This window comes from Pseudomonas sp. CFBP 8772 (assembly GCF_014841665.1).
Lineage (GTDB): Bacteria > Pseudomonadota > Gammaproteobacteria > Pseudomonadales > Pseudomonadaceae > Aquipseudomonas > Aquipseudomonas graminis_B.
The window spans coordinates 128,662-145,930 of the sequence record NZ_JACYUI010000012.1 but is presented as its reverse complement, the minus strand read 5'-3'; the positions used below and the strand labels follow the sequence as shown (position 1 = coordinate 145,930).

General features: G+C 58.6%; 15 protein-coding genes. 7 read left to right on the top strand and 8 right to left on the bottom strand.

What is annotated here, in order from left to right; translation table 11 throughout:
- Positions 1 to 165: 165 nt before the first annotated feature.
- Positions 166 to 585 (bottom strand): DUF3010 family protein, encoded by a 420-nt coding sequence (locus IFT99_RS21625; protein WP_192135022.1) that lies wholly within the window; start codon positions 583 to 585, stop codon positions 166 to 168.
- 47 nt (positions 586 to 632) lie between these two features.
- The gene (locus tag IFT99_RS21620; protein ID WP_192135020.1) at positions 633 to 1,037 is read right to left on the bottom strand and encodes a lysozyme inhibitor LprI family protein; all 405 of its coding nucleotides are present in this window, start codon (positions 1,035 to 1,037) and stop codon (positions 633 to 635) included.
- Positions 1,038 to 1,264: 227 nt separating this feature from the next.
- On the opposite strand from IFT99_RS21620, the gene IFT99_RS21615 reads away from it, so the two are divergent.
- The 6 genes from IFT99_RS21615 to etfB all read left to right on the top strand — a co-directional run bounded on the left by IFT99_RS21615 (position 1,265) and on the right by etfB (position 9,072).
- Positions 1,265 to 2,242: a dipeptidase gene (locus tag IFT99_RS21615; protein ID WP_192135018.1), complete on the top strand. Its 978-nt coding sequence runs from the start codon at positions 1,265 to 1,267 to the stop codon at positions 2,240 to 2,242.
- A gap of 87 nt (positions 2,243 to 2,329) precedes the next feature.
- The gene (locus IFT99_RS21610; protein ID WP_192135016.1) at positions 2,330 to 2,860 is read left to right on the top strand and encodes a 4-vinyl reductase; all 531 of its coding nucleotides are present in this window, start codon (positions 2,330 to 2,332) and stop codon (positions 2,858 to 2,860) included.
- 15 nt (positions 2,861 to 2,875) lie between these two features.
- A complete protein-coding gene (dgcA, locus tag IFT99_RS21605; protein ID WP_192135014.1) occupies positions 2,876 to 4,936 on the top strand; it encodes a dimethylglycine demethylation protein DgcA in 2,061 nt (686 codons plus the stop codon).
- A gap of 161 nt (positions 4,937 to 5,097) precedes the next feature.
- On the top strand, positions 5,098 to 7,059 hold the full coding sequence (gene dgcB / locus IFT99_RS21600) for a dimethylglycine demethylation protein DgcB (protein ID WP_192135013.1): 1,962 nt from the start codon (positions 5,098 to 5,100) through the stop codon (positions 7,057 to 7,059).
- Positions 7,059 to 8,279 carry an electron transfer flavoprotein subunit alpha gene (gene etfA / locus IFT99_RS21595; RefSeq protein WP_192135011.1) on the top strand — a complete coding sequence of 407 codons (1,221 nt, stop codon included), beginning with the start codon at positions 7,059 to 7,061 and terminating at the stop codon, positions 8,277 to 8,279. Before dgcB ends, etfA begins: the two co-directional genes overlap by 1 nt.
- Positions 8,269 to 9,072, top strand: a complete 804-nt coding sequence (etfB, locus tag IFT99_RS21590) for an electron transfer flavoprotein subunit beta (RefSeq protein WP_192135009.1) — start codon at positions 8,269 to 8,271, stop codon at positions 9,070 to 9,072. The genes etfA and etfB overlap by 11 nt, the downstream gene beginning before the upstream one ends.
- 35 nt (positions 9,073 to 9,107) lie before the next feature.
- Here etfB and IFT99_RS21585 read toward each other — a convergent pair whose 3' ends face one another.
- From IFT99_RS21585 to gbcA, 5 genes are all read right to left on the bottom strand, one after another.
- Complete coding sequence (locus IFT99_RS21585) at positions 9,108 to 9,626, bottom strand: hypothetical protein (RefSeq protein WP_192135007.1); 519 nt, start codon at positions 9,624 to 9,626, stop codon at positions 9,108 to 9,110.
- Positions 9,627 to 9,632: 6 nt separating this feature from the next.
- Positions 9,633 to 9,821: a hypothetical protein gene (locus IFT99_RS21580; protein ID WP_065991257.1), complete on the bottom strand. Its 189-nt coding sequence runs from the start codon at positions 9,819 to 9,821 to the stop codon at positions 9,633 to 9,635.
- 687 nt (positions 9,822 to 10,508) lie between these two features.
- A complete protein-coding gene (locus IFT99_RS21575; protein ID WP_192135005.1) occupies positions 10,509 to 11,585 on the bottom strand; it encodes an ATP-binding cassette domain-containing protein in 1,077 nt (358 codons plus the stop codon).
- 54 nt (positions 11,586 to 11,639) lie between these two features.
- Positions 11,640 to 12,167: a hypothetical protein gene (locus IFT99_RS21570; RefSeq protein ID WP_192134998.1), complete on the bottom strand. Its 528-nt coding sequence runs from the start codon at positions 12,165 to 12,167 to the stop codon at positions 11,640 to 11,642.
- 374 nt (positions 12,168 to 12,541) lie between these two features.
- Positions 12,542 to 13,840, bottom strand: a complete 1,299-nt coding sequence (gene gbcA / locus IFT99_RS21565) for a glycine-betaine demethylase subunit GbcA (RefSeq protein WP_192134996.1) — start codon at positions 13,838 to 13,840, stop codon at positions 12,542 to 12,544.
- Positions 13,841 to 14,169: 329 nt separating this feature from the next.
- On the opposite strand from gbcA, the gene gbcB reads away from it, so the two are divergent.
- A complete protein-coding gene (gene gbcB / locus IFT99_RS21560; RefSeq protein WP_065991259.1) occupies positions 14,170 to 15,270 on the top strand; it encodes a glycine-betaine demethylase subunit GbcB in 1,101 nt (366 codons plus the stop codon).
- Between the two features lie 75 nt (positions 15,271 to 15,345).
- On the opposite strand, the gene IFT99_RS21555 is transcribed toward gbcB, so the two are convergent.
- Complete coding sequence (locus IFT99_RS21555) at positions 15,346 to 16,971, bottom strand: methyl-accepting chemotaxis protein (RefSeq protein ID WP_192134994.1); 1,626 nt, start codon at positions 16,969 to 16,971, stop codon at positions 15,346 to 15,348.
- Between the last annotated feature and the right edge of the window lie 298 nt (positions 16,972 to 17,269).

Here is a 17,269-nt window from a genome sequence, read left to right as displayed (position 1 = left end):
TCAGGCTCCGGCTCGTTCAGTAGGACCGGCTTCAGCCGGGAATAGGTCCGGTTGAGCACCCTCAGTTTAAGGTGGTGGCGCCTGACGCCTTCCCGGCTAAAGCCGGTCCTACAGTCGGTTTTAACCCCGGTCAACCATCGAGCAAGCGATGGGGTGCAGACCTCTCTACTTAGTCTTCATCAACGCCGAGCACGCCGCCTTGTAAGCCTCATGCTGATATTTGTTCAGCGCTGTCGGCAGCTCAAAGCTGTGCTTCTTCATCTGAGCATTGATCGTCTGAGGCGACAGCAGGATGACTTCACAGTCTTCCAGCAGTTGAAAGATGGTCTCGATCTTGAACGTCGTCGGGCCGCCGGCAAACTCGCCTTTCTTGCTGCGTTTTTTGATCGCGATGTGACCAATGCCGTTATCGCGCACGAAGGCCTCGATCTGGCGGGCGAACGATTTCACGTTGGCGGCCTCATCGTCGTCTTCAAGGGCGATCTTCTTGATTGGCAGTGGAACGTGTTCGAGCGCGCCGGACGCGCGGGTGGCGACAGCGAAGATGGCCTCGCTGCCTTTGATTTCTACGCCGCAGATGTTCATGTGCATACCTTGAGCTCGGGAAGGGCGTCAGGGTAGCGCATTCGGGATCACTCAGACTGCGCGACGGTGTCCAGATACTCCGATCGCTCGTCGCTGGCGCGGGTCAGGCAATCGTTCTGGTCGATATTGAATTCTTTGGTACCGGGCTTGGCCGGGAACACTTCCACTGCACAGTCAGCATCACGGAGTTTTTTCCAGGCTTCCTGGGCCGCCTTGAGTTTGGTGGCGAATTCCTCGGCCTGGGCTTTGTTCGCCCCGAACTGCGTCTGCACCCGCTCAAGCACGTTCTGCACATTCTCGGTCAGCAGCTTCTCCGCCGTGTCGCGGCTGTACACCGAGCACTCTAGGGTCTGTTGGTCCTCTTCGACGCCATCACAAGGATTGGCGGCCGGATTGGCTGCAGCGTGGGCACCTGTCGCGAATAAAGCCAAAGCCAGAAACATGGTTTTCATTGGGACTTCCCGAGTCAGAGATGGATTGGATTCTCGCCCAAGCGCGAGGCAAAGAACAGGTATGAAATGCGGCCGGAAAAAGACCACGTCCCCCCTTTGTCGTTTCTTGACGCTTTCGGCAATTCCCCTGTCGTTTTTGCACCCGGCTCCTCCGACCCTCAGGCATATGCTGACCCCAAAGCGCCGGCAGACCTTCCGGCCATTAAAGAACTACAGGGGACCGCCTGATGAGCCCAGCCGAATTACACGCCGACAGCATCGTCATTGACGGGTTGATCATTGCCAAATGGAGCCGTGAGCTGTTCGAGGACATGCGCAAAGGCGGCCTGACCATGGCGAACTGCACAGTTTCGGTGTGGGAAGGTTTTCAGCAGACCGTCAACAGCATCGCGTCCAGCCAGAAACTGATCCGTGAAAACAGCGACCTGGTCATCCAGGTGCGCAACACAGCTGATATCCGCAAGGCCAAGGAACTGGGCAAGACCGGCATCCTGTTCGGCTTCCAGAATGCCCATGCTTACGAGGATCAGATCGGCTACGTCGAGATCTTCAAGCAGCTGGGCGTGGGCATCGTGCAGATGTGCTACAACACCCAGAATCTGGTGGGCACCGGCTGCTACGAGCGCGACGGCGGCCTGTCGGGCTTCGGTCGTGAAATCGTCGCGGAAATGAACCGCGTCGGCGTCATGTGCGACCTCTCCCATGTGGGCTCGAAGACGTCCGAGGAAGTCATCCTCGAGTCGAAGAAGCCAGTGACTTACTCCCACTGCCTGCCTTCGGGCCTCAAAGAACACCCCCGCAACAAATCCGACGCCGAGCTGAAGTTCATTGCCGATCACGGCGGCTTTGTCGGCGTGACCATGTTCGCGCCGTTTCTGGCCAAGGGCATCGATTCGACCATCGACGATTACGCCGAAGCCATCGAGTACGTGATGAACATCGTCGGCGAAGACGCCATCGGCATCGGCACTGACTTCACCCAGGGTCACGGCCAGGAATTTTTCGAATACCTGACCCACGACAAAGGCTACGCCCGCCGCTTGACCAACTTCGGCAAGATCATCAACCCGCTGGGCATCCGAACCGTCGGCGAATTCCCGAACCTCACCGAAACCCTGCTTAAACGCGGCCACTCCGAGCGCGTGGTGCGCAAGATCATGGGCGAAAACTGGGTACGCATCTTGGGTGACGTCTGGGGCGAATAAGCCGCCAGCCCCACGCGCCGAGCACTGAATTTTTCCTCTCCCCGTCGCGGAGAGGGCATCCACTCGAATTTCCGGAGTTAAGTTTCCATGGCCAAGATCGCCCCGCAATTGCCAATCGAAGTCGACAGCGAGACCGGTGTCTGGACCTCCGACGCCCTGCCGATGCTGTACGTGCCGCGCCATTTCTTCGTCAACAACCACATGGGCATCGAAGAAGTACTGGGCGCCGAAGCGTACGCCGACATCCTCTACAAGGCCGGCTACAAGTCCGCCTGGCACTGGTGCGAGAAAGAAGCCGAATGCCACGGCATCGAAGGCGTCGCGGTGTTCGAGCACTACATGAATCGTCTGTCCCAGCGCGGTTGGGGGCTGTTCAAGATTCAGGACATCGATCTGGAAAAAGGCACCGCCAGCGTCAAGATTGAGCACTCGGCCTTCGTTTACGTCTACGGCAAAGTGGGGCGCAAGGTCGATTACATGTTCACCGGCTGGTTTGCCGGCGCCATGGACCAGGTCCTGGAAGCCAGCGGCAGCAAAATCCGCACCGTGGCCGAGCAAGTTTACGGCGGATCGGAAGAAGGCCACGACGACGGCCTGTTTGTCGTCAAGCCGTTGTAAGTCGAGGTTTCCGTCATGGCTTTCGAAGCGATGTTTCAACCGATTCAGATCGGTAAATTGACCATACGCAACCGCGTATTGAGTACCGCGCACGCCGAGGTCTACGCCACCGACGGCGGTATGACCACCGACCGTTACGTGAAGTACTACGAGGAGAAAGCCAAGGGCGGCATCGGTCTGGCCATTTGCGGCGGCTCGTCCAGCGTGGCCATCGACAGCCCGCAAGGCTGGTGGAAATCGGTCAACCTGGCGACTGACAAGATCATTCCGCACTTCCAGAACCTTGCCGACGCCATGCACAAGCACGGCGCCAAGATCATGATCCAGATTACCCACATGGGCCGTCGCTCCCGCTGGGACGGCGATCATTGGCCGACGCTGCTGTCGCCTTCGGGCATCCGCGAGCCGGTACACCGCGCGACCTGCAAGACCATCGAGCCGGAAGAGATCTGGCGGGTGATCGGCAATTACGCCAGCGCGGCGGCGCGTGCCAAGGCCGGTGGCCTGGACGGCGTCGAGCTGTCGGCAGTGCATCAACACATGATCGATCAGTTCTGGAGCCCTCGGGTCAACAAGCGTACTGACGAGTGGGGCGGCAGCTTCGAAAACCGCATGCGCTTCGGCCTGGAAGTGATCAAGGCTGTGCGCAAGGAAGTCGGCCCTGACTTCTGCGTCGGCCTGCGGATCTGCGGCGACGAATTTCACCCGGACGGCCTCAGCCACGAGGACATGAAGGAGATCGCCAAGTACTACGACCAGACCGGCATGATCGACTTCCTCGGTGTCGTCGGATCAGGATGCGATACCCACAACACCCTGGCCAACGTCATCCCGAACATGAGTTATCCACCGGAGCCATTTCTGCATCTGGCGGCCGGCATCAAGGAAGTGGTCAAGGCGCCTGTGCTCCACGCGCAGAACATCAAGGACCCGAATCAGGCGACGCGCATCCTTGAAGGCGGTTACGTCGACATGGTCGGCATGACCCGCGCGCACATCGCCGACCCGCACCTGATCACCAAGATCAAAATGGGTCAGGTCGACCAGATCCGTCAGTGCGTCGGTGCCAACTATTGCATCGACCGTCAGTACCAGGGCCTGGACGTGCTGTGCATCCAGAACGCCGCAACGTCCCGCGAATACATGGGCGTGCCGCACATCATCGAAAAAACCACCGGCGTGAAGCGCAAAGTGGTGATCGTCGGGGCAGGGCCTGCCGGGATGGAAGCGGCGCGCGTTTCGGCCGAGCGTGGCCACGACGTGACCTTGTTCGAGAAGAAAGACGCCATCGGCGGACAGATCACAACGGCCTCGAAAGCACCGCAGCGCGATCAGATTGCCGGCATCACGCGCTGGTTTCAGCTTGAACTGGCGCGCCTGAAAGTCGATCTGCGTCTGGGCACGGCGGCGGACATCGCGACCATCATGGACCTGCGTCCGGACGTGGTGGTGCTGGCGGTGGGCGGTCATCCGTTCATTGAGCAGAACGAGCATTGGGGCGCCGCTGAAGGCTTGGTGGTCAGCAGCTGGGACATCCTCGACGGCAAAGTCGCGCCGGGCAAGAACGTGCTGGTCTACGACACCATTTGCGAGTTCACCGGCATGTCCACGGCCGACTTTCTGGCGGACAAAGGCTGCCAGGTCGAGATCGTCACCGATGACATCAAGCCGGGCGTGGCCATCGGTGGTACGTCGTTCCCGACTTACTACCGCAGCATGTACCCGAAGGAAGTGATCATGACCGGCGACATGATGCTGGAGAAGGTCTACCGCGAAGGGGACAAGCTGGTCGCGGTGCTGGAGAACGAATACACCGGCGCCAAAGAGGAGCGGGTGGTCGATCAAGTGGTGGTCGAGAACGGCGTTCGTCCTGACGAGGGGCTCTATTACGGGATGAAGGAAGGTTCGCGCAACAAGGGCCAGATCGACATCGACGCCCTGTTTGCGATTCAGCCGCAGCCGTCGTTGAGTCAGCCGGGTGACGGGTATCTGCTGTTCCGCATTGGCGACTGCGTGGCTCAACGCAATACCCATGCGGCGATCTATGACGCACTCAGGCTGTGCAAGGATTTCTAGCGGCCGGCACACAACCCTGTAGGAGTGAGCTTGCTCGCGAAAGCGGCGGGTCTGTCGACATCCATGTTGAATGTCAGTCCGGCTTCGCGAGCAAGCTCACTCCTACAGGAATCGAGTAAGGCATCCCGACCTGCAAGACCCTGAGTCTTTGGGAGCTCCACATGCTAAACACCCTTCTTCCCATCCTGCTCTTCGCTGCCCTGGGCCTTGCGGTCCTTGGCGCGCTGCGGCGGGTGAGCCTGTGGCGCAACGGGCGTGCCGCTAAGGTCGATCTGCTCGGCGGGTTGCTGGCCATGCCCAAGCGCTACATGGTCGATCTGCACCACGTCGTCGCCCGGGACAAATACATCGCCAATACCCACGTGGCTACGGCGGGCGGGGCGGTTGCGTCGATCGTGCTTGCGATTCTGGTTCACGGGTTTGGCTGGCATAACCGGATCCTCGGCTACGCGCTGTTGCTGATGTCGGCCGTGATGTTCGTAGGCGCAATCTTCATGTACCTGCGTCGTCGCAACCCGCCGAGTCGGTTGTCGAAAGGCCCGTGGATGCGCCTGCCGAAAAGCCTGCTGGCGTTCTCGGGCTCTTTCTTTATCGTCACGTTGCCGGTTGCGGGCGTTCTGCCTGCGAACTTCGGTGGCTGGTTGCTGGCGATCATTCTTGGGATTGGCGTGATGTGGGGCGTCTGCGAATTGTTCCTCGGCATGACTTGGGGCGGCCCGATGAAACACGCCTTCGCTGGCGCGCTGCACTTGGCCTGGCATCGCCGTCCCGAGCGTTTTGGCGGTGGCCGCTCGACGGGGCTGAAACCCCTTGATCTGATGGACAAAACCGCGCCGCTGGGCGTGGAGAAACCCAAGGACTTCACCTGGAATCAGCTGCTCGGTTTCGATGCGTGCGTGCAGTGCGGCAAGTGCGAAGCGGCGTGCCCGGCCTTCGCTGCCGGCCAGCCGCTGAACCCGAAAAAACTGATTCAGGACATGGTCGTCGGCTTGGCGGGCGGCACCGATGCAAACTTCGCCGGCAGCCCTTATCCGTCCCTCGACGGCCAGGGCAAGCCTATCGGCGAACATGGCGGCAGCCCCCATCAACCCATCGTCAACGGGCTGGTCGACGCCGACACCCTGTGGTCGTGCACGACCTGCCGGGCCTGCGTGGAAGAATGCCCAATGATGATCGAGCACGTTGACGCCATCGTCGACATGCGCCGGCATCTGACCCTCGAAAAAGGCGCCACCCCCAACAAAGGCGCCGAGGTCCTGGAGAACCTCATCGCAACGGACAACCCAGGTGGCTTCGCGCCGGGCGGACGCATGAACTGGGCGGCTGACCTGAACCTTGACGCCATGAGCCACAAGAAAACCGTGGACGTGCTGTTCTGGGTCGGCGATGGCGCGTTCGACATGCGCAATCAGCGCACCTTGCGCGCCTTCGTTAAAGTGCTGAAAGCGGCCAAGGTCGACTTCGCCGTGCTGGGGCTGGAGGAACGAGACAGCGGCGATGTGGCTCGTCGTCTGGGCGATGAAGCAACGTTCCAGACGCTCGCCAGACGCAACATCCAGACGCTGGCGCAGTACGACTTCAAGCGCATCGTCACCTGCGACCCCCACAGCTTTCATGTGCTGAAAAACGAATACGGTGCGTTCGGGGGTCACTACGTCGTACAGCACCACAGCACGTATCTGGCCGAGCTGATAGTCAACGGCGCGTTGAATCTGGGTCAGCACAAAGGCGCCAGCGTCACCTATCACGATCCGTGCTACCTCGGCCGTTACAACGGCGAGTACCAGGCGCCGCGCGATGTGCTGCGTGCGCTGGGCATTGAGGTCAAGGAAATGGTCCGGTCCGGATTCCGCTCACGCTGCTGCGGCGGCGGCGGTGGCGCGCCGATCACCGACATTCCTGGCAAACAACGTATCCCGGACATGCGCATGGATGACATCCGCGAGACGGGCGCCGAGCTGGTGGCTGTGGGTTGTCCACAGTGCACCGCGATGCTTGAAGGCGTGGTCGAGCCACGGCCGATGATCAAGGACATCGCCGAGCTGGTAGCTGAAGCACTGCTTGAAGAAACCGCGCCTGCAAAACTGGCAGCGGCCCGACGTGAACCTGCGGAGGCGCATTGATGAGCGACATTATCCGCCGTGACCCACGTGCCGAATGGATCGCACGTAACCGGTTGCATCCGCTGCACGCGGCCATGCAACCGGCGCAATCCAGCTGGATGGGGCCCAACGGTGTGCTGCGTAAAAACGTGCATGGCTTCGGTTTTATCGGTCCCAACGGCGTCAAACGCATTGATCGAAGCGGTGCGCAGCAAGGCGGCGCGATTAAACGCTCGGCAATGGTCGAAGCGCAGTTACCGCTGCACCAGATTGCCGAGCCCTCTTTCTACATCGCTGTCGTTCCCGACATGGTCGGCGGCCGTCTGAGCAGCCATGACCGCGACTTGCTGGGCTTGGCCCATGGTCTGGCTGGCAACGAGGGCGCCGTCCTGGCGGTGATTTTTGGCGAGCACAAAGAGACGGCGTTCGACACTGCAGGCGTCGATCGTCTGTTGATACTGGAAGGCAGCGCGTTCACTGGTTATTCCCCCGAGCAGCGTGTGCAAGGTTTGCGAGCTGTGGATAACCAGTTCGACCCCCATCACTGGTTGCTGCCCGACAGCAGAAACGGCGGGGGAGAGTTGGGACGCCGCTTTGCGGCCAGTCTGGGTGAGCGACCGTCGACACGAGTGTGGCAAGTCGCTGGTGAACGGTGCATCGGTCGTGCAGGCGCTGGTGCCGAGGATCTGTCGCGTCCCGTGTCCCGGTTGATTCTTGCTCAAGCGGAATGTGCCGAACCCGTCAGTGAGAAACGGCATGAAGCTCTGCCGGTAGAGTTATCCACAGCTGTCGCGCGCAGCTTGTCACGAATCGAGGACCTCGGTGCCGTGGCGGTCGACCCGGCACTTATCCCCATGTCTGAAGCTGAGTTCATATTTTCGGGTGGCAACGGGATCAAGGATTGGCCGCTGTTTCACCGTACCGCCGTGGCGTTGGGCGCAACTGAAGGCGCTTCCCGTGTGGCCGTCGACGATGGCTTCATGACCCGGGATCGCCAAGTCGGTGCGTCGGGCACTTGGGTCACTGCCCGGGTATACGTGGCGGTAGGGATTTCCGGCGCGATCCAGCATCTACAGGGCATTGGCGCCTGCGACAAGGTGGTGGCCATCAATCTCGACCCCACCTGCGACATGATCAAGCGCGCCGATCTGTCAGTGATCGGCGAGAGCTCTGCCATTCTCGAAGCGCTGATTGAGGCGGTCGACACCTACCGGAATCGGGAGAAGCGCGATGCAGCCTGAAATGGGTGTCTCTGTGGATAAAGGTGCGCTGCACGTGATCAGCCTCGTCTCCGTTGGCGCGCACCCGACCTCAGGACGGCCGCGTCGGGCTGAGCAGGATGCCCGTGCCGTAGAGCTGGGTTTGCAACTGGCTGGGGATAACTTGCACGTGTTGCATGCGGGTGATGCCGAACAACCTGCATTACGTGGCTACCTGGGCATGGGTGTGGACGAGCTTCACGTGCTGGCTCAGCCGCCAGGCGCGGACGCGGTGCCTGGGCTCACGGATTACATTCGCGAGTCGGGCGTGCAGTTGGTGCTGACCGGCAGTCAGGCGGAGACGGGAGAAGGTTCCGGGATGCTCCCGTATTTGCTGGCTGAAACGCTAGGCTGGCCGCTCGTGGTGGGCTTGGCGGAGGTCGAGTCCATGAGCAACGGCAGTGCTCAGGTGCTGCAGGCGCTCCCCCGAGGTCAGCGCCGCCGCTTGAAAGTCCGGTTGCCATTTCTGGCGACTGTGGATAACTCGGCACCCAAACCCCGGCAAAGCGCTTACGGCCCGGCGCAGCGCGGTTTGCTGGATGTGGAAGAGATTGAAGTAGTCATCGACGAAGTGTTCACTGGGGCTGAGTTAACGCCCGCCAAGCCACGGCCAAAGCGCCTGAAGGTCATAAAAGCCAAGAGCGGCGCTGATCGCATGAAGGCCGCAACGGCGAAAGCGAGCGGAGGCGGTGGGCAGGTGCTCAAAGGGGTGACTGCTCATGAGGGGGCTGCGGCGATTTTGAAATTGTTGGTGGAAGAGGGGGTGGTTCGTTGAACACCGAAAGGCGTCACAATGGCGCCTTTCGGTGTTCACGACTGAGGCGTATCGGGCTGCATTTTTCGACTTCTGGAATCTGCATCTACAATCACAACGTCGAAAACCTGCTCAATAACCTGACGTGGTCCCTGTTTCAAACTCCATGCAAAGAAAACGAGGCACCCAACAAGTAAAGTGAACAAGCCCGAGCCAACGAGGCTCTGCGCAGCCCCCTTCCAGAACCCTGTCCGCGCCATGCGGATGTCGTTGGCGGCTCTTGAAGAGTAAAACGCTGCCAACTCTTCCGTTTCGGTACTCAGTGAGGACTCCAGGAAGTTTGTCGCCAGCCGGGTCGCTTGGGTTCGATAGGCTTCAATTTGCGAGCTGCTGTTGCTGATGTCGTGGAACGCAACGAGATCGCAATCTAGCGGATCAGTACCGTTTCTCTCTTTAAACGCGTGGATATACTCGATTTTTTGCCGTTTATACACCGAGTACGCCAGTTGGCCGAGTATGTCGTCCTCATCATTCACTAACTCGCTGAAGATGTAGTTGTAGCGCTCTTCGATCATGTGAAATCACTCCTGCCGGAGCCTGCGGGAGGCCGATCGGAATGCTTCCCTGATTTCTTCCGTAGTCTTAGGTTTAAAGCTGATAATGCCCAATAATTCTTTGGGCAGAGCGAACGAGGCTCCTTGCTTACGTTTGGATAGCCTGTTGTTCGCCTCGATGACGACTTTGCGTGAGAACGGTGTCCAGTGATGCATGAGTGTGCTCCTTGCCGCCGGTGATTTGCGCTGAGTGTAGCGAGCCGTCCGGGGCATTGATGTCAGACGCTTCCTAAACGTACCGGCCCAAACGTCCATGTGCATATACCCACAATCGCTGTTGATCCGCCTGTGGATAAGCTGTTCGGCCATTGCTACAGACCTTGTTCTCTATGGCTTTCAAGCAGGTGGTCAATTTTTGATCGCTCTATCCCGCGGATTCTTATAGGTTTTTTCCACACGCCAGGCCTCGCGGTCCTTGTTCTTACCCACATTCTCTGTGTGCGGGCGTGTGGATAAGATGTTCGTGATCCCCTGTAGGCCACGTAATCCGTGGTCTCTGGAGTGGCGGTCAGATTTTAACCAATAATGCCTCTGGCGCGCCCTTTTGTCTCTCTGGGCATCGTTATCAAGCGTATTCCACGCTTGTCCACAGCGCTGGGCATACTTACGCACATATGCTGTTGGCGCTTCTGTGGATAACATGTTCGCGGTTAGGCTTGAGCCCCTGAATCCGGTAGGTTGAGCAATCTGCTCAAAAAGTGATCAGCCACTTGCGCTGAATACAGTCGGGGCAGTATTCAGTCGCGCGAATATCTCCAAATCTTCAACCCTGATGGCGTTGTAAATCTCCTCATTCGGCAGGCAGGTAGGAGAGTGTCATTGTCCGATTCAGCAACCTCGTATCTACGCCAGCGCCTGTGCAACGACCCCGTCGTTTTGCAATTCGCTCCAGGGGCCGTCTGCAATGACCTCGCCGTTTTTCAACACAATCACACGATCGAAACGGGACAGCGCAGTCATGTCGTGGGTAGCGCACACCAGCCCCCTTTTATGGAAGTGCTCGAACAGAGTGCTCCACACACCCTGGGCGGTCTCCTGATCCAGAGCCGATGTTGGCTCGTCGAACAAGTTGAAATCTCCAGGGCGATTTATCAGCCGGAGCAGTGAAAGTCGCTTTGCTTCGCCTCCGGAAATGTTTACTGCGCCTTCAGCTATTGATCGGTAGGCGGCCAGGTGTGCCACGCCAAGATCGTCAAGGATTCGGGGGAGGTGGTCTGACATGGGTTGATCAAAGAGCACAGAGTGTTTGAATGTGCCTTCAAGAAACACTGGGTCTTGAGGACAGTAGCGAACCCGATCCAGATACGTCTGAATGTCGCACCCTCGTAATGTCCTGCCATTTATGGAAAGGGCGTGCCGGAGTGTTTTCAGCGTTCCGGCCATCGTGTCTAAAAGCGTGCTTTTGCCGGCACCACTGGGCCCGATGATCGCAACGGATTGGTCAGGCGTGAAATGCAGCTTACAGTTCGTTACCTGAGCAACTGCGACCAATTCCAGTCTTGATAAAGGTTCAGGTAAAGGTTCTTGCGGTACCTCTACAAGATCCTCCAGTGACAAGATTTGCAGAAGCCTCTGTCTGTCTACCGAAAACTGATCCAGTGCCCGATAGGCCTCTGCCAAAGCGCTGCAATTACTGAGAAACATGCCCGCCAGCGAAAATACCGCGACCAGCTCCCCAACAGACAAACGTGGGGATAGGGAAGCCTGATCACTGACGCCCCAGGCAAGCAGCCCGGCCGTGGACAGCCCGATGTACAACACTTTGATCGAGCTGAGAACAGCACCGGTACTTGCCACTCGTGTTGCCGCGTGTGCGTACTCTGTGTAGCTCTGGCGAAGCGGTTTCATGGCGAGGCCGCAAGCCTGCTCGAGCTTCAGGATTTTGCCTGCCTGCAGGGTTTCGAATAGCTTGGACGACACCCTGTCCTCTTCATCATTGACGGCAACCAGATAAGGACGCCGCCAGCAGATCAGCTAGTGGTAGAGCAAGATGTAGCCGACAGAAACACCCAGCAGGGTGGTGAACATCAGTGCGCCGCCCAAGTAGGCAAAGATGATCGCGATCAAACCCAGTTCAATCAGCAGCGGGAACCCTGATGTGATGAAAAAAATCAGAAACTTCTCGTGGGCCGTTATTCCTCGTTCCACGGATCTGATGAGGCCGCCAATCCGAAGGGAGGAAAATTGCTCAAACTCCTTGCCCAGTATTTTTTCGGACCATTCGGTAGAGAGATCTGCCAGAGTTGTCTGCACGAGCTTCACAAGTTGATAAGTCTGAAGCGGGTGCAACACGGACTGCAGCAGCACAGCGCCGCAAAGAATAATCAGTAAATCGCTAAGTGTGAGTGAAGCGACATCTTCTGCGACAGACAGGTTATCAATAATCTTCCCCAGCAACAGGGCTGGCGCTAGGGTGGACAGCTTCAATAGAACGGTAAGTGCGGTGGCGCTTATGAACAGTCTTTTCCTGGCCCTCAGTGTCTCGGTGATAAAATCGATCATCCGCATAGGTACCTCAGGGAGCACACTGTCGATGAGCGCTTAAAAAGCCCCATCATTTGCTACGAGTGCTGTACTGATAACAGGCGTTGATCGTCATTCACATCGATTGCTGAGGTGAAACTTCTGTTCTTCCTGTAGGCCGCTTCAGTGGTGCCGTAGGTCGGTCTGAATAACTCTATGATTTAACTCAGGTTTTTTTGTAGGAGGCAGTGGCTGATAAGTCGAAAAAGCTGCGAACGACCTCCTGTGCCCTTATTCAAAACTTCCGCACAGACACCCAAAACGCAGCGCGGGCAAGCGCGCTCCTACAGCTCGAATGTCTGTAGAAACGCGGTTGCCCGCGAAGGTGTCAGTTCAAATCTGACAGGTAAACCCTACTCGTGGTTAACCGCCACCCCCTTCAAATACGAAGCCGGTTCCGCGCCCATGTTCTCCAGCAATTTTGCGCTGTACCAGTCGATGAAGTTCACCACGCCGAACTCGTAGGTCTTCGAATACGGCCCCGGTTGGTAAGCGACGGAGTTAATCCCGCGCTGGTTTTCTTCGGCCAGACGGCGGTCCTGGTCGTTGGTGGCGTCCCAGACTTCACGCAGGCGTGCAACGTCGTAGTCAACGCCTTCGACAGCGTCCTTATGGACCAGCCATTTAGTGGTGACGAGGGTTTCCTGCGCGCTGACCGGCCACACGGTGAACACAATCACGTGGTCGCCCATGCAGTGGTTCCATGAATGGGGAAGGTGCAGGATGCGCATCGAGCCCAGGTCCGGGTTCTGGATGCGCCCCATCAGTTTCTTGCTGCCTTGCTTGCCATCCATCGTCATCGAGACGGTGCCTTTGAGCAGCGGCATGCGCACGATGCGGTTGCGCAGGCCAAAGCTGGCGTGGGCGAACGGAATTTTTTCGGCCTCCCAGGCGGCGGCGGAGGCTGCAACGTGGTCCTTAAATGCCTGGTCGGCGCGTGGGTCGGTGACGTCGTCCCACTCCAGCAAGGTATTCAGCAGCTCGGGATGCGAACCGTTGCAGTGGTAGCACTCGCGGTTGTTCTCCAGCACCAGCTTCCAGTTGGCTTTTTCGACCAGGGTGGTTTGCACCGCCACCTTGGTGTTCTCCATGTCATACGGTTCCATGTAGTGATTCAGCGTCTGCAGAAACGCGTCGATGGCGGGAGGGTTGCTGGCCATGCTGATGAAAATGTAACCCCCCGCCACTTTGCAGTGCACAGGCTTGAGGCCGAACGCCTTCATGTCGAAGTCCGCACCCATCTCGGTGCCCGCGTACAGCAGGCGACCGTCGAGTTCGTACGTCCACTGGTGGTATGGACAAACCAGCTTGGCGACCTTGCCTTTTTCCTTGGTGCACAGGCGAGAACCGCGGTGGCGGCAGACGTTGTGGAACGCATTGATCGAGCCGTCCGGTCCGCGCACGACCAGGATCGGGTTCTTGCCGATTTGCAGGGTGAGGAAGTTACCTTTGGCCGGCACTTCACAGCTCATGCCCGCGATCAGCCACTCTTTCTGAAAGATTTCCTGCATGTCGATTTCAAACAGCCGCTCATCGCTGTAGAAAGGCTGCGGCAGCGAGTAAGTGCGCTCGCGGGTGTGCAGCATCTCGGCAGTCGCCTTGCGCGCAGGTTCCAGCGGATCGCCCAAGCTCAGAGTTGCGGTGACGTCCATCTTTCAAGTCCTCAGGCCGCGCTTTGCGCAGTCTACGAATGTGGCTGATACGGTGGGTGTGTAGCGAAGCGCGCGAGGCGGCAGTGATTTCTGACGCTCAGGCCGATGGATAAAGAATCTGTAATGAATTGATGGCGAGTGTGGAGCCGGGCGCGACCTGAACCTTATCCATGGGCGACATGGCCGAATCCGTTTCCGACGGCGCGGCCCCTATAGACCGGGGCTGGTCGCCATAAGTATGTGAATGTCGCTGATAGGTAAATAGGCGGCTCGCGCGTTACGCAGAATCGCCACCATGAGAGGCCGACCGTCGGCCGTGGAGAGTGAGTATGTCCCAGAGTTTCCTCAGCCCGGTCAACACCCAGACGTGGGCCAACGGCCGCCACCTGGTACGGGTCGTCAAAGTAATCCAGGAAACCTGGGACGTACGCACGTTCTGCTTCATGGCCGACCAGCCGATTCTGTTCTTCTTCAAGCCCGGTCAGTTCGTCACCCTGGAGCTGGAAATCGACGGCGTGCCGATCATGCGCTCCTACACCATCTCCAGTTCGCCCTCGGTGCCCTACAGCTTCTCTATCACCATCAAGCGGGTGCCCGGCGGCAAGGTCTCGAACTGGCTGCACGACACGCTCCACGAAGGTCAGGAACTGGCCGTGCACGGGCCGGTGGGTCTGTTCAACGCCATCGATTTCCCGAACCCGAAAATCCTTTACCTCAGCGGCGGGGTCGGCATCACGCCGGTCATGTCCATGGCACGCTGGTACTACGACACCAACGCTAACGTCGACATGGTCTTCGTGCACAGTTCGCGTTCGCCAAAAGACATCATCTACCACCGCGAGTTGGAGCAGATGGCGTCGCGAATCAATAATTTCGCCCTGCACATCGTCTGTGAAAAGCACGGGTTGGGTGAGCCGTGGGCAGGTTATCGCGGTTATCTGAACCAGAAGATGCTCGAACTGATGGCCCCGGATTTCATGGAGCGGGAGGTGTTCTGCTGCGGGCCGACGCCATACATGAGTGCGGTCAAGCGGTTGCTTGAAGCCAACGGTTTTAACATGGCGCAGTACCACGAAGAATCCTTTGGCGCGACGCCACCGGAAGCCCGCGCCGACGCCGTGGAGCATGCCGAACAGGCCGCCGATGCGCCGGATCTGGATGTCGCTGAATTGAATCAGGTTGAATTCACCGACACCGGCAAGAGTATCCGCGTCGCGCCGGGCGAAACCGTCCATGCGGCGGCTGCCAAGCTTGGCCTGATGATTCCCAAGGCATGCGGCATGGGCATCTGCGGTACGTGCAAGGTGATGAAGCTAAGCGGGGAGGTCGAGATGGAACACAACGGCGGCATCACCGATGACGACGTGGACGAAGGCTACATCCTGGCGTGCTGCAGCGTGCCGAAGGGGGATGTCCGGATTGAGTATTGAGGCCTGACGCCGTCCTCAAACGCTCTCCGCGGCCTAAAGAGCCGACTCGGTGTGGAGTCGGCGCTTTAACGTCGGTTAAACCTTGAAGCGCGCAACCATCCCGTTCAAATCCACGGCCAGGCGCGACAGCTCGTTGCTCGCTGCGCTGGTCTGGTTGGCACCTGTAGCAGATTGAGTCGACAGGTCGCGGATGTTGACCAGGTTGCGGTCCACTTCCCGAGCGACCTGGGCCTGCTCTTCCGCCGCGCTGGCGATCACCAGGTTGCGTTCATTGATTTCCACAACGGCGCTGTTGATAGTGTCCAGCGCAAGGCCTGCGCCTTTGGCGATGTTCAGGGTGGACTCGGCGCGTTCAGTGCTGCTGCGCATGGAGTTCACAGCCTGCTCGGTACCGCCCTGGATGCTGCCGATCATGCGCTCGATTTCGCTGGTCGACTGCTGAGTGCGGTGGGCGAGGGCGCGGACTTCATCGGCCACTACCGCAAACCCGCGACCCGCTTCACCCGCACGGGCCGCTTCAATGGCGGCATTGAGGGCCAACAGGTTGGTCTGGTCCGCCAGACCGCGGATCACATCCAGCACTTTGCCGATGTCACGGGATTCGTCCGCCAGGTTACCGATCAACGTGGAGGTGCTCTGCACATCAGTGCTCATGCGTTCGATGGCGGTGACGGTTTCCTGCACCAGATCACGGCCATCGCTGGCGGACGTCGTAGCGTTTTTCGACGCTTCCGAGGTGCTCACCGCGTTGCGTGCGACTTCTTCCACGGCGCTGGTCATTTGGTTGACCGCAGTGGCGGCCTGTTCGATTTCGTCGTTTTGCTGGGACAGGCCGCGCGCGCTTTCGTCGGTGACAGCGTTCAGCTCTTCGGCGGCCGAAGCGAGCTGGGTCGCCGAACCGGAAATACGCTGCAGGGTGTCGCGCAGCTTGGACTGCATCTTCAGCATCGCGGCCAGCAAACGGCCTGCTTCGTCGGTTCCGTCCACGTTGATGGTACGCGTCAGATCGCCTTCGGCAATGTCTTCAGCGGCGTTCAGTGCCGAAGCGATAGGTCGGGTGATGCTGTTGGTGAGCAACCAGGCGAACAACACGGTCAGCACAGTGGCAATGATCAGTAGCGTGACGACCATCGTGAACGCGGTCGAATACTGTTGAGTGGCCGTCGCACTGGCTTCATTGACCTGTTGGGTATTCATCTCAATCAGCTTGGCGAGCACCACGTTCATCTGGTCTGAGTTGGTCTGCAGATCGGCGCTGAGCAAACGGGTCAGCTCGGTCATGTCGTTGGCCTGACTCAGCGTCTTCATACGGCTTTCAAGCTGGCGGTAGTCGTTGAGCAGCTTGACGTACTGGTCGTAGGCCGACTGCTCTTCGGGCGCGGAAATCATCTTGGCGTAGATTGTCCGGGCGTCGTCGATCTGCTTGTTGCGCATGGCAAACAATTCAGTGGTTTTCTGCAGCGTGTCGGGGTCGCGGTTCAGCATTAGGCGATAGGACAGAACACGCAGGCGAATGCTGCCTTCGGTCAATTTATCCAGCGCCTTGATGCTCGGCATGCTTTTGGTGGCCATGGCGACGTTGGCGTTGTTGATTTTGTTCATTTGCGAGAGAGCGAACACGCCCAGAATCAGCATCAGGAGGCCGATGACGGCAAATCCGAGAAAAGCGCGGGGCGCTATATTCAAATTACGTAGGGACATTACGGTTCCAGAGAGGCCGCGATCCATGCGAGGCGAATGTGAGAAGGGACAGAGATGCACGGTTTATCGGTCGTCTTTACGGGGGCTTGATGCCGTTCCTCTGCGCTGCGCGGTTATGTCGCAGTAGATGACCTGACGAGCAGCAGGAACAAGATCGCTAAAATGGAGTCAATCAGGGCCGCTATGCGTTTGCGGAATAGAGTTGTGGAGATGCTTGTTGGTCGGTGTAGTGGCATGAATGCCCTGATTTCACTGGTAGCTAAAGTGACTTTTCTTTATCGTACGCGCCCTTTGAAAT

What these genes read in the sequence shown, in the direction of transcription:
- IFT99_RS21620 (WP_192135020.1), bottom strand. Translation starts at nt 1,037, where the DNA reads ATGAAAACCATGTTTCTGGCTTTGGCTTTATTCGCGACAGGTGCCCAC.
- dgcA (WP_192135014.1), top strand. Translation starts at nt 2,876, where the DNA reads ATGGCTTTCGAAGCGATGTTTCAACCGATTCAGATCGGTAAATTGACC.
- gbcB (WP_065991259.1), top strand. Translation starts at nt 14,170, where the DNA reads ATGTCCCAGAGTTTCCTCAGCCCGGTCAACACCCAGACGTGGGCCAAC.
- gbcA (WP_192134996.1), bottom strand. Translation starts at nt 13,840, where the DNA reads ATGGACGTCACCGCAACTCTGAGCTTGGGCGATCCGCTGGAACCTGCG.
- IFT99_RS21570 (WP_192134998.1), bottom strand. Translation starts at nt 12,167, where the DNA reads ATGATCGATTTTATCACCGAGACACTGAGGGCCAGGAAAAGACTGTTC.
- etfB (WP_192135009.1), top strand. Translation starts at nt 8,269, where the DNA reads ATGCAGCCTGAAATGGGTGTCTCTGTGGATAAAGGTGCGCTGCACGTG.
- IFT99_RS21615 (WP_192135018.1), top strand. Translation starts at nt 1,265, where the DNA reads ATGAGCCCAGCCGAATTACACGCCGACAGCATCGTCATTGACGGGTTG.
- IFT99_RS21610 (WP_192135016.1), top strand. Translation starts at nt 2,330, where the DNA reads ATGGCCAAGATCGCCCCGCAATTGCCAATCGAAGTCGACAGCGAGACC.
- IFT99_RS21580 (WP_065991257.1), bottom strand. Translation starts at nt 9,821, where the DNA reads ATGCATCACTGGACACCGTTCTCACGCAAAGTCGTCATCGAGGCGAAC.
- IFT99_RS21555 (WP_192134994.1), bottom strand. Translation starts at nt 16,971, where the DNA reads ATGTCCCTACGTAATTTGAATATAGCGCCCCGCGCTTTTCTCGGATTT.
- IFT99_RS21585 (WP_192135007.1), bottom strand. Translation starts at nt 9,626, where the DNA reads ATGATCGAAGAGCGCTACAACTACATCTTCAGCGAGTTAGTGAATGAT.
- etfA (WP_192135011.1), top strand. Translation starts at nt 7,059, where the DNA reads ATGAGCGACATTATCCGCCGTGACCCACGTGCCGAATGGATCGCACGT.
- dgcB (WP_192135013.1), top strand. Translation starts at nt 5,098, where the DNA reads ATGCTAAACACCCTTCTTCCCATCCTGCTCTTCGCTGCCCTGGGCCTT.
- IFT99_RS21625 (WP_192135022.1), bottom strand. Translation starts at nt 585, where the DNA reads ATGAACATCTGCGGCGTAGAAATCAAAGGCAGCGAGGCCATCTTCGCT.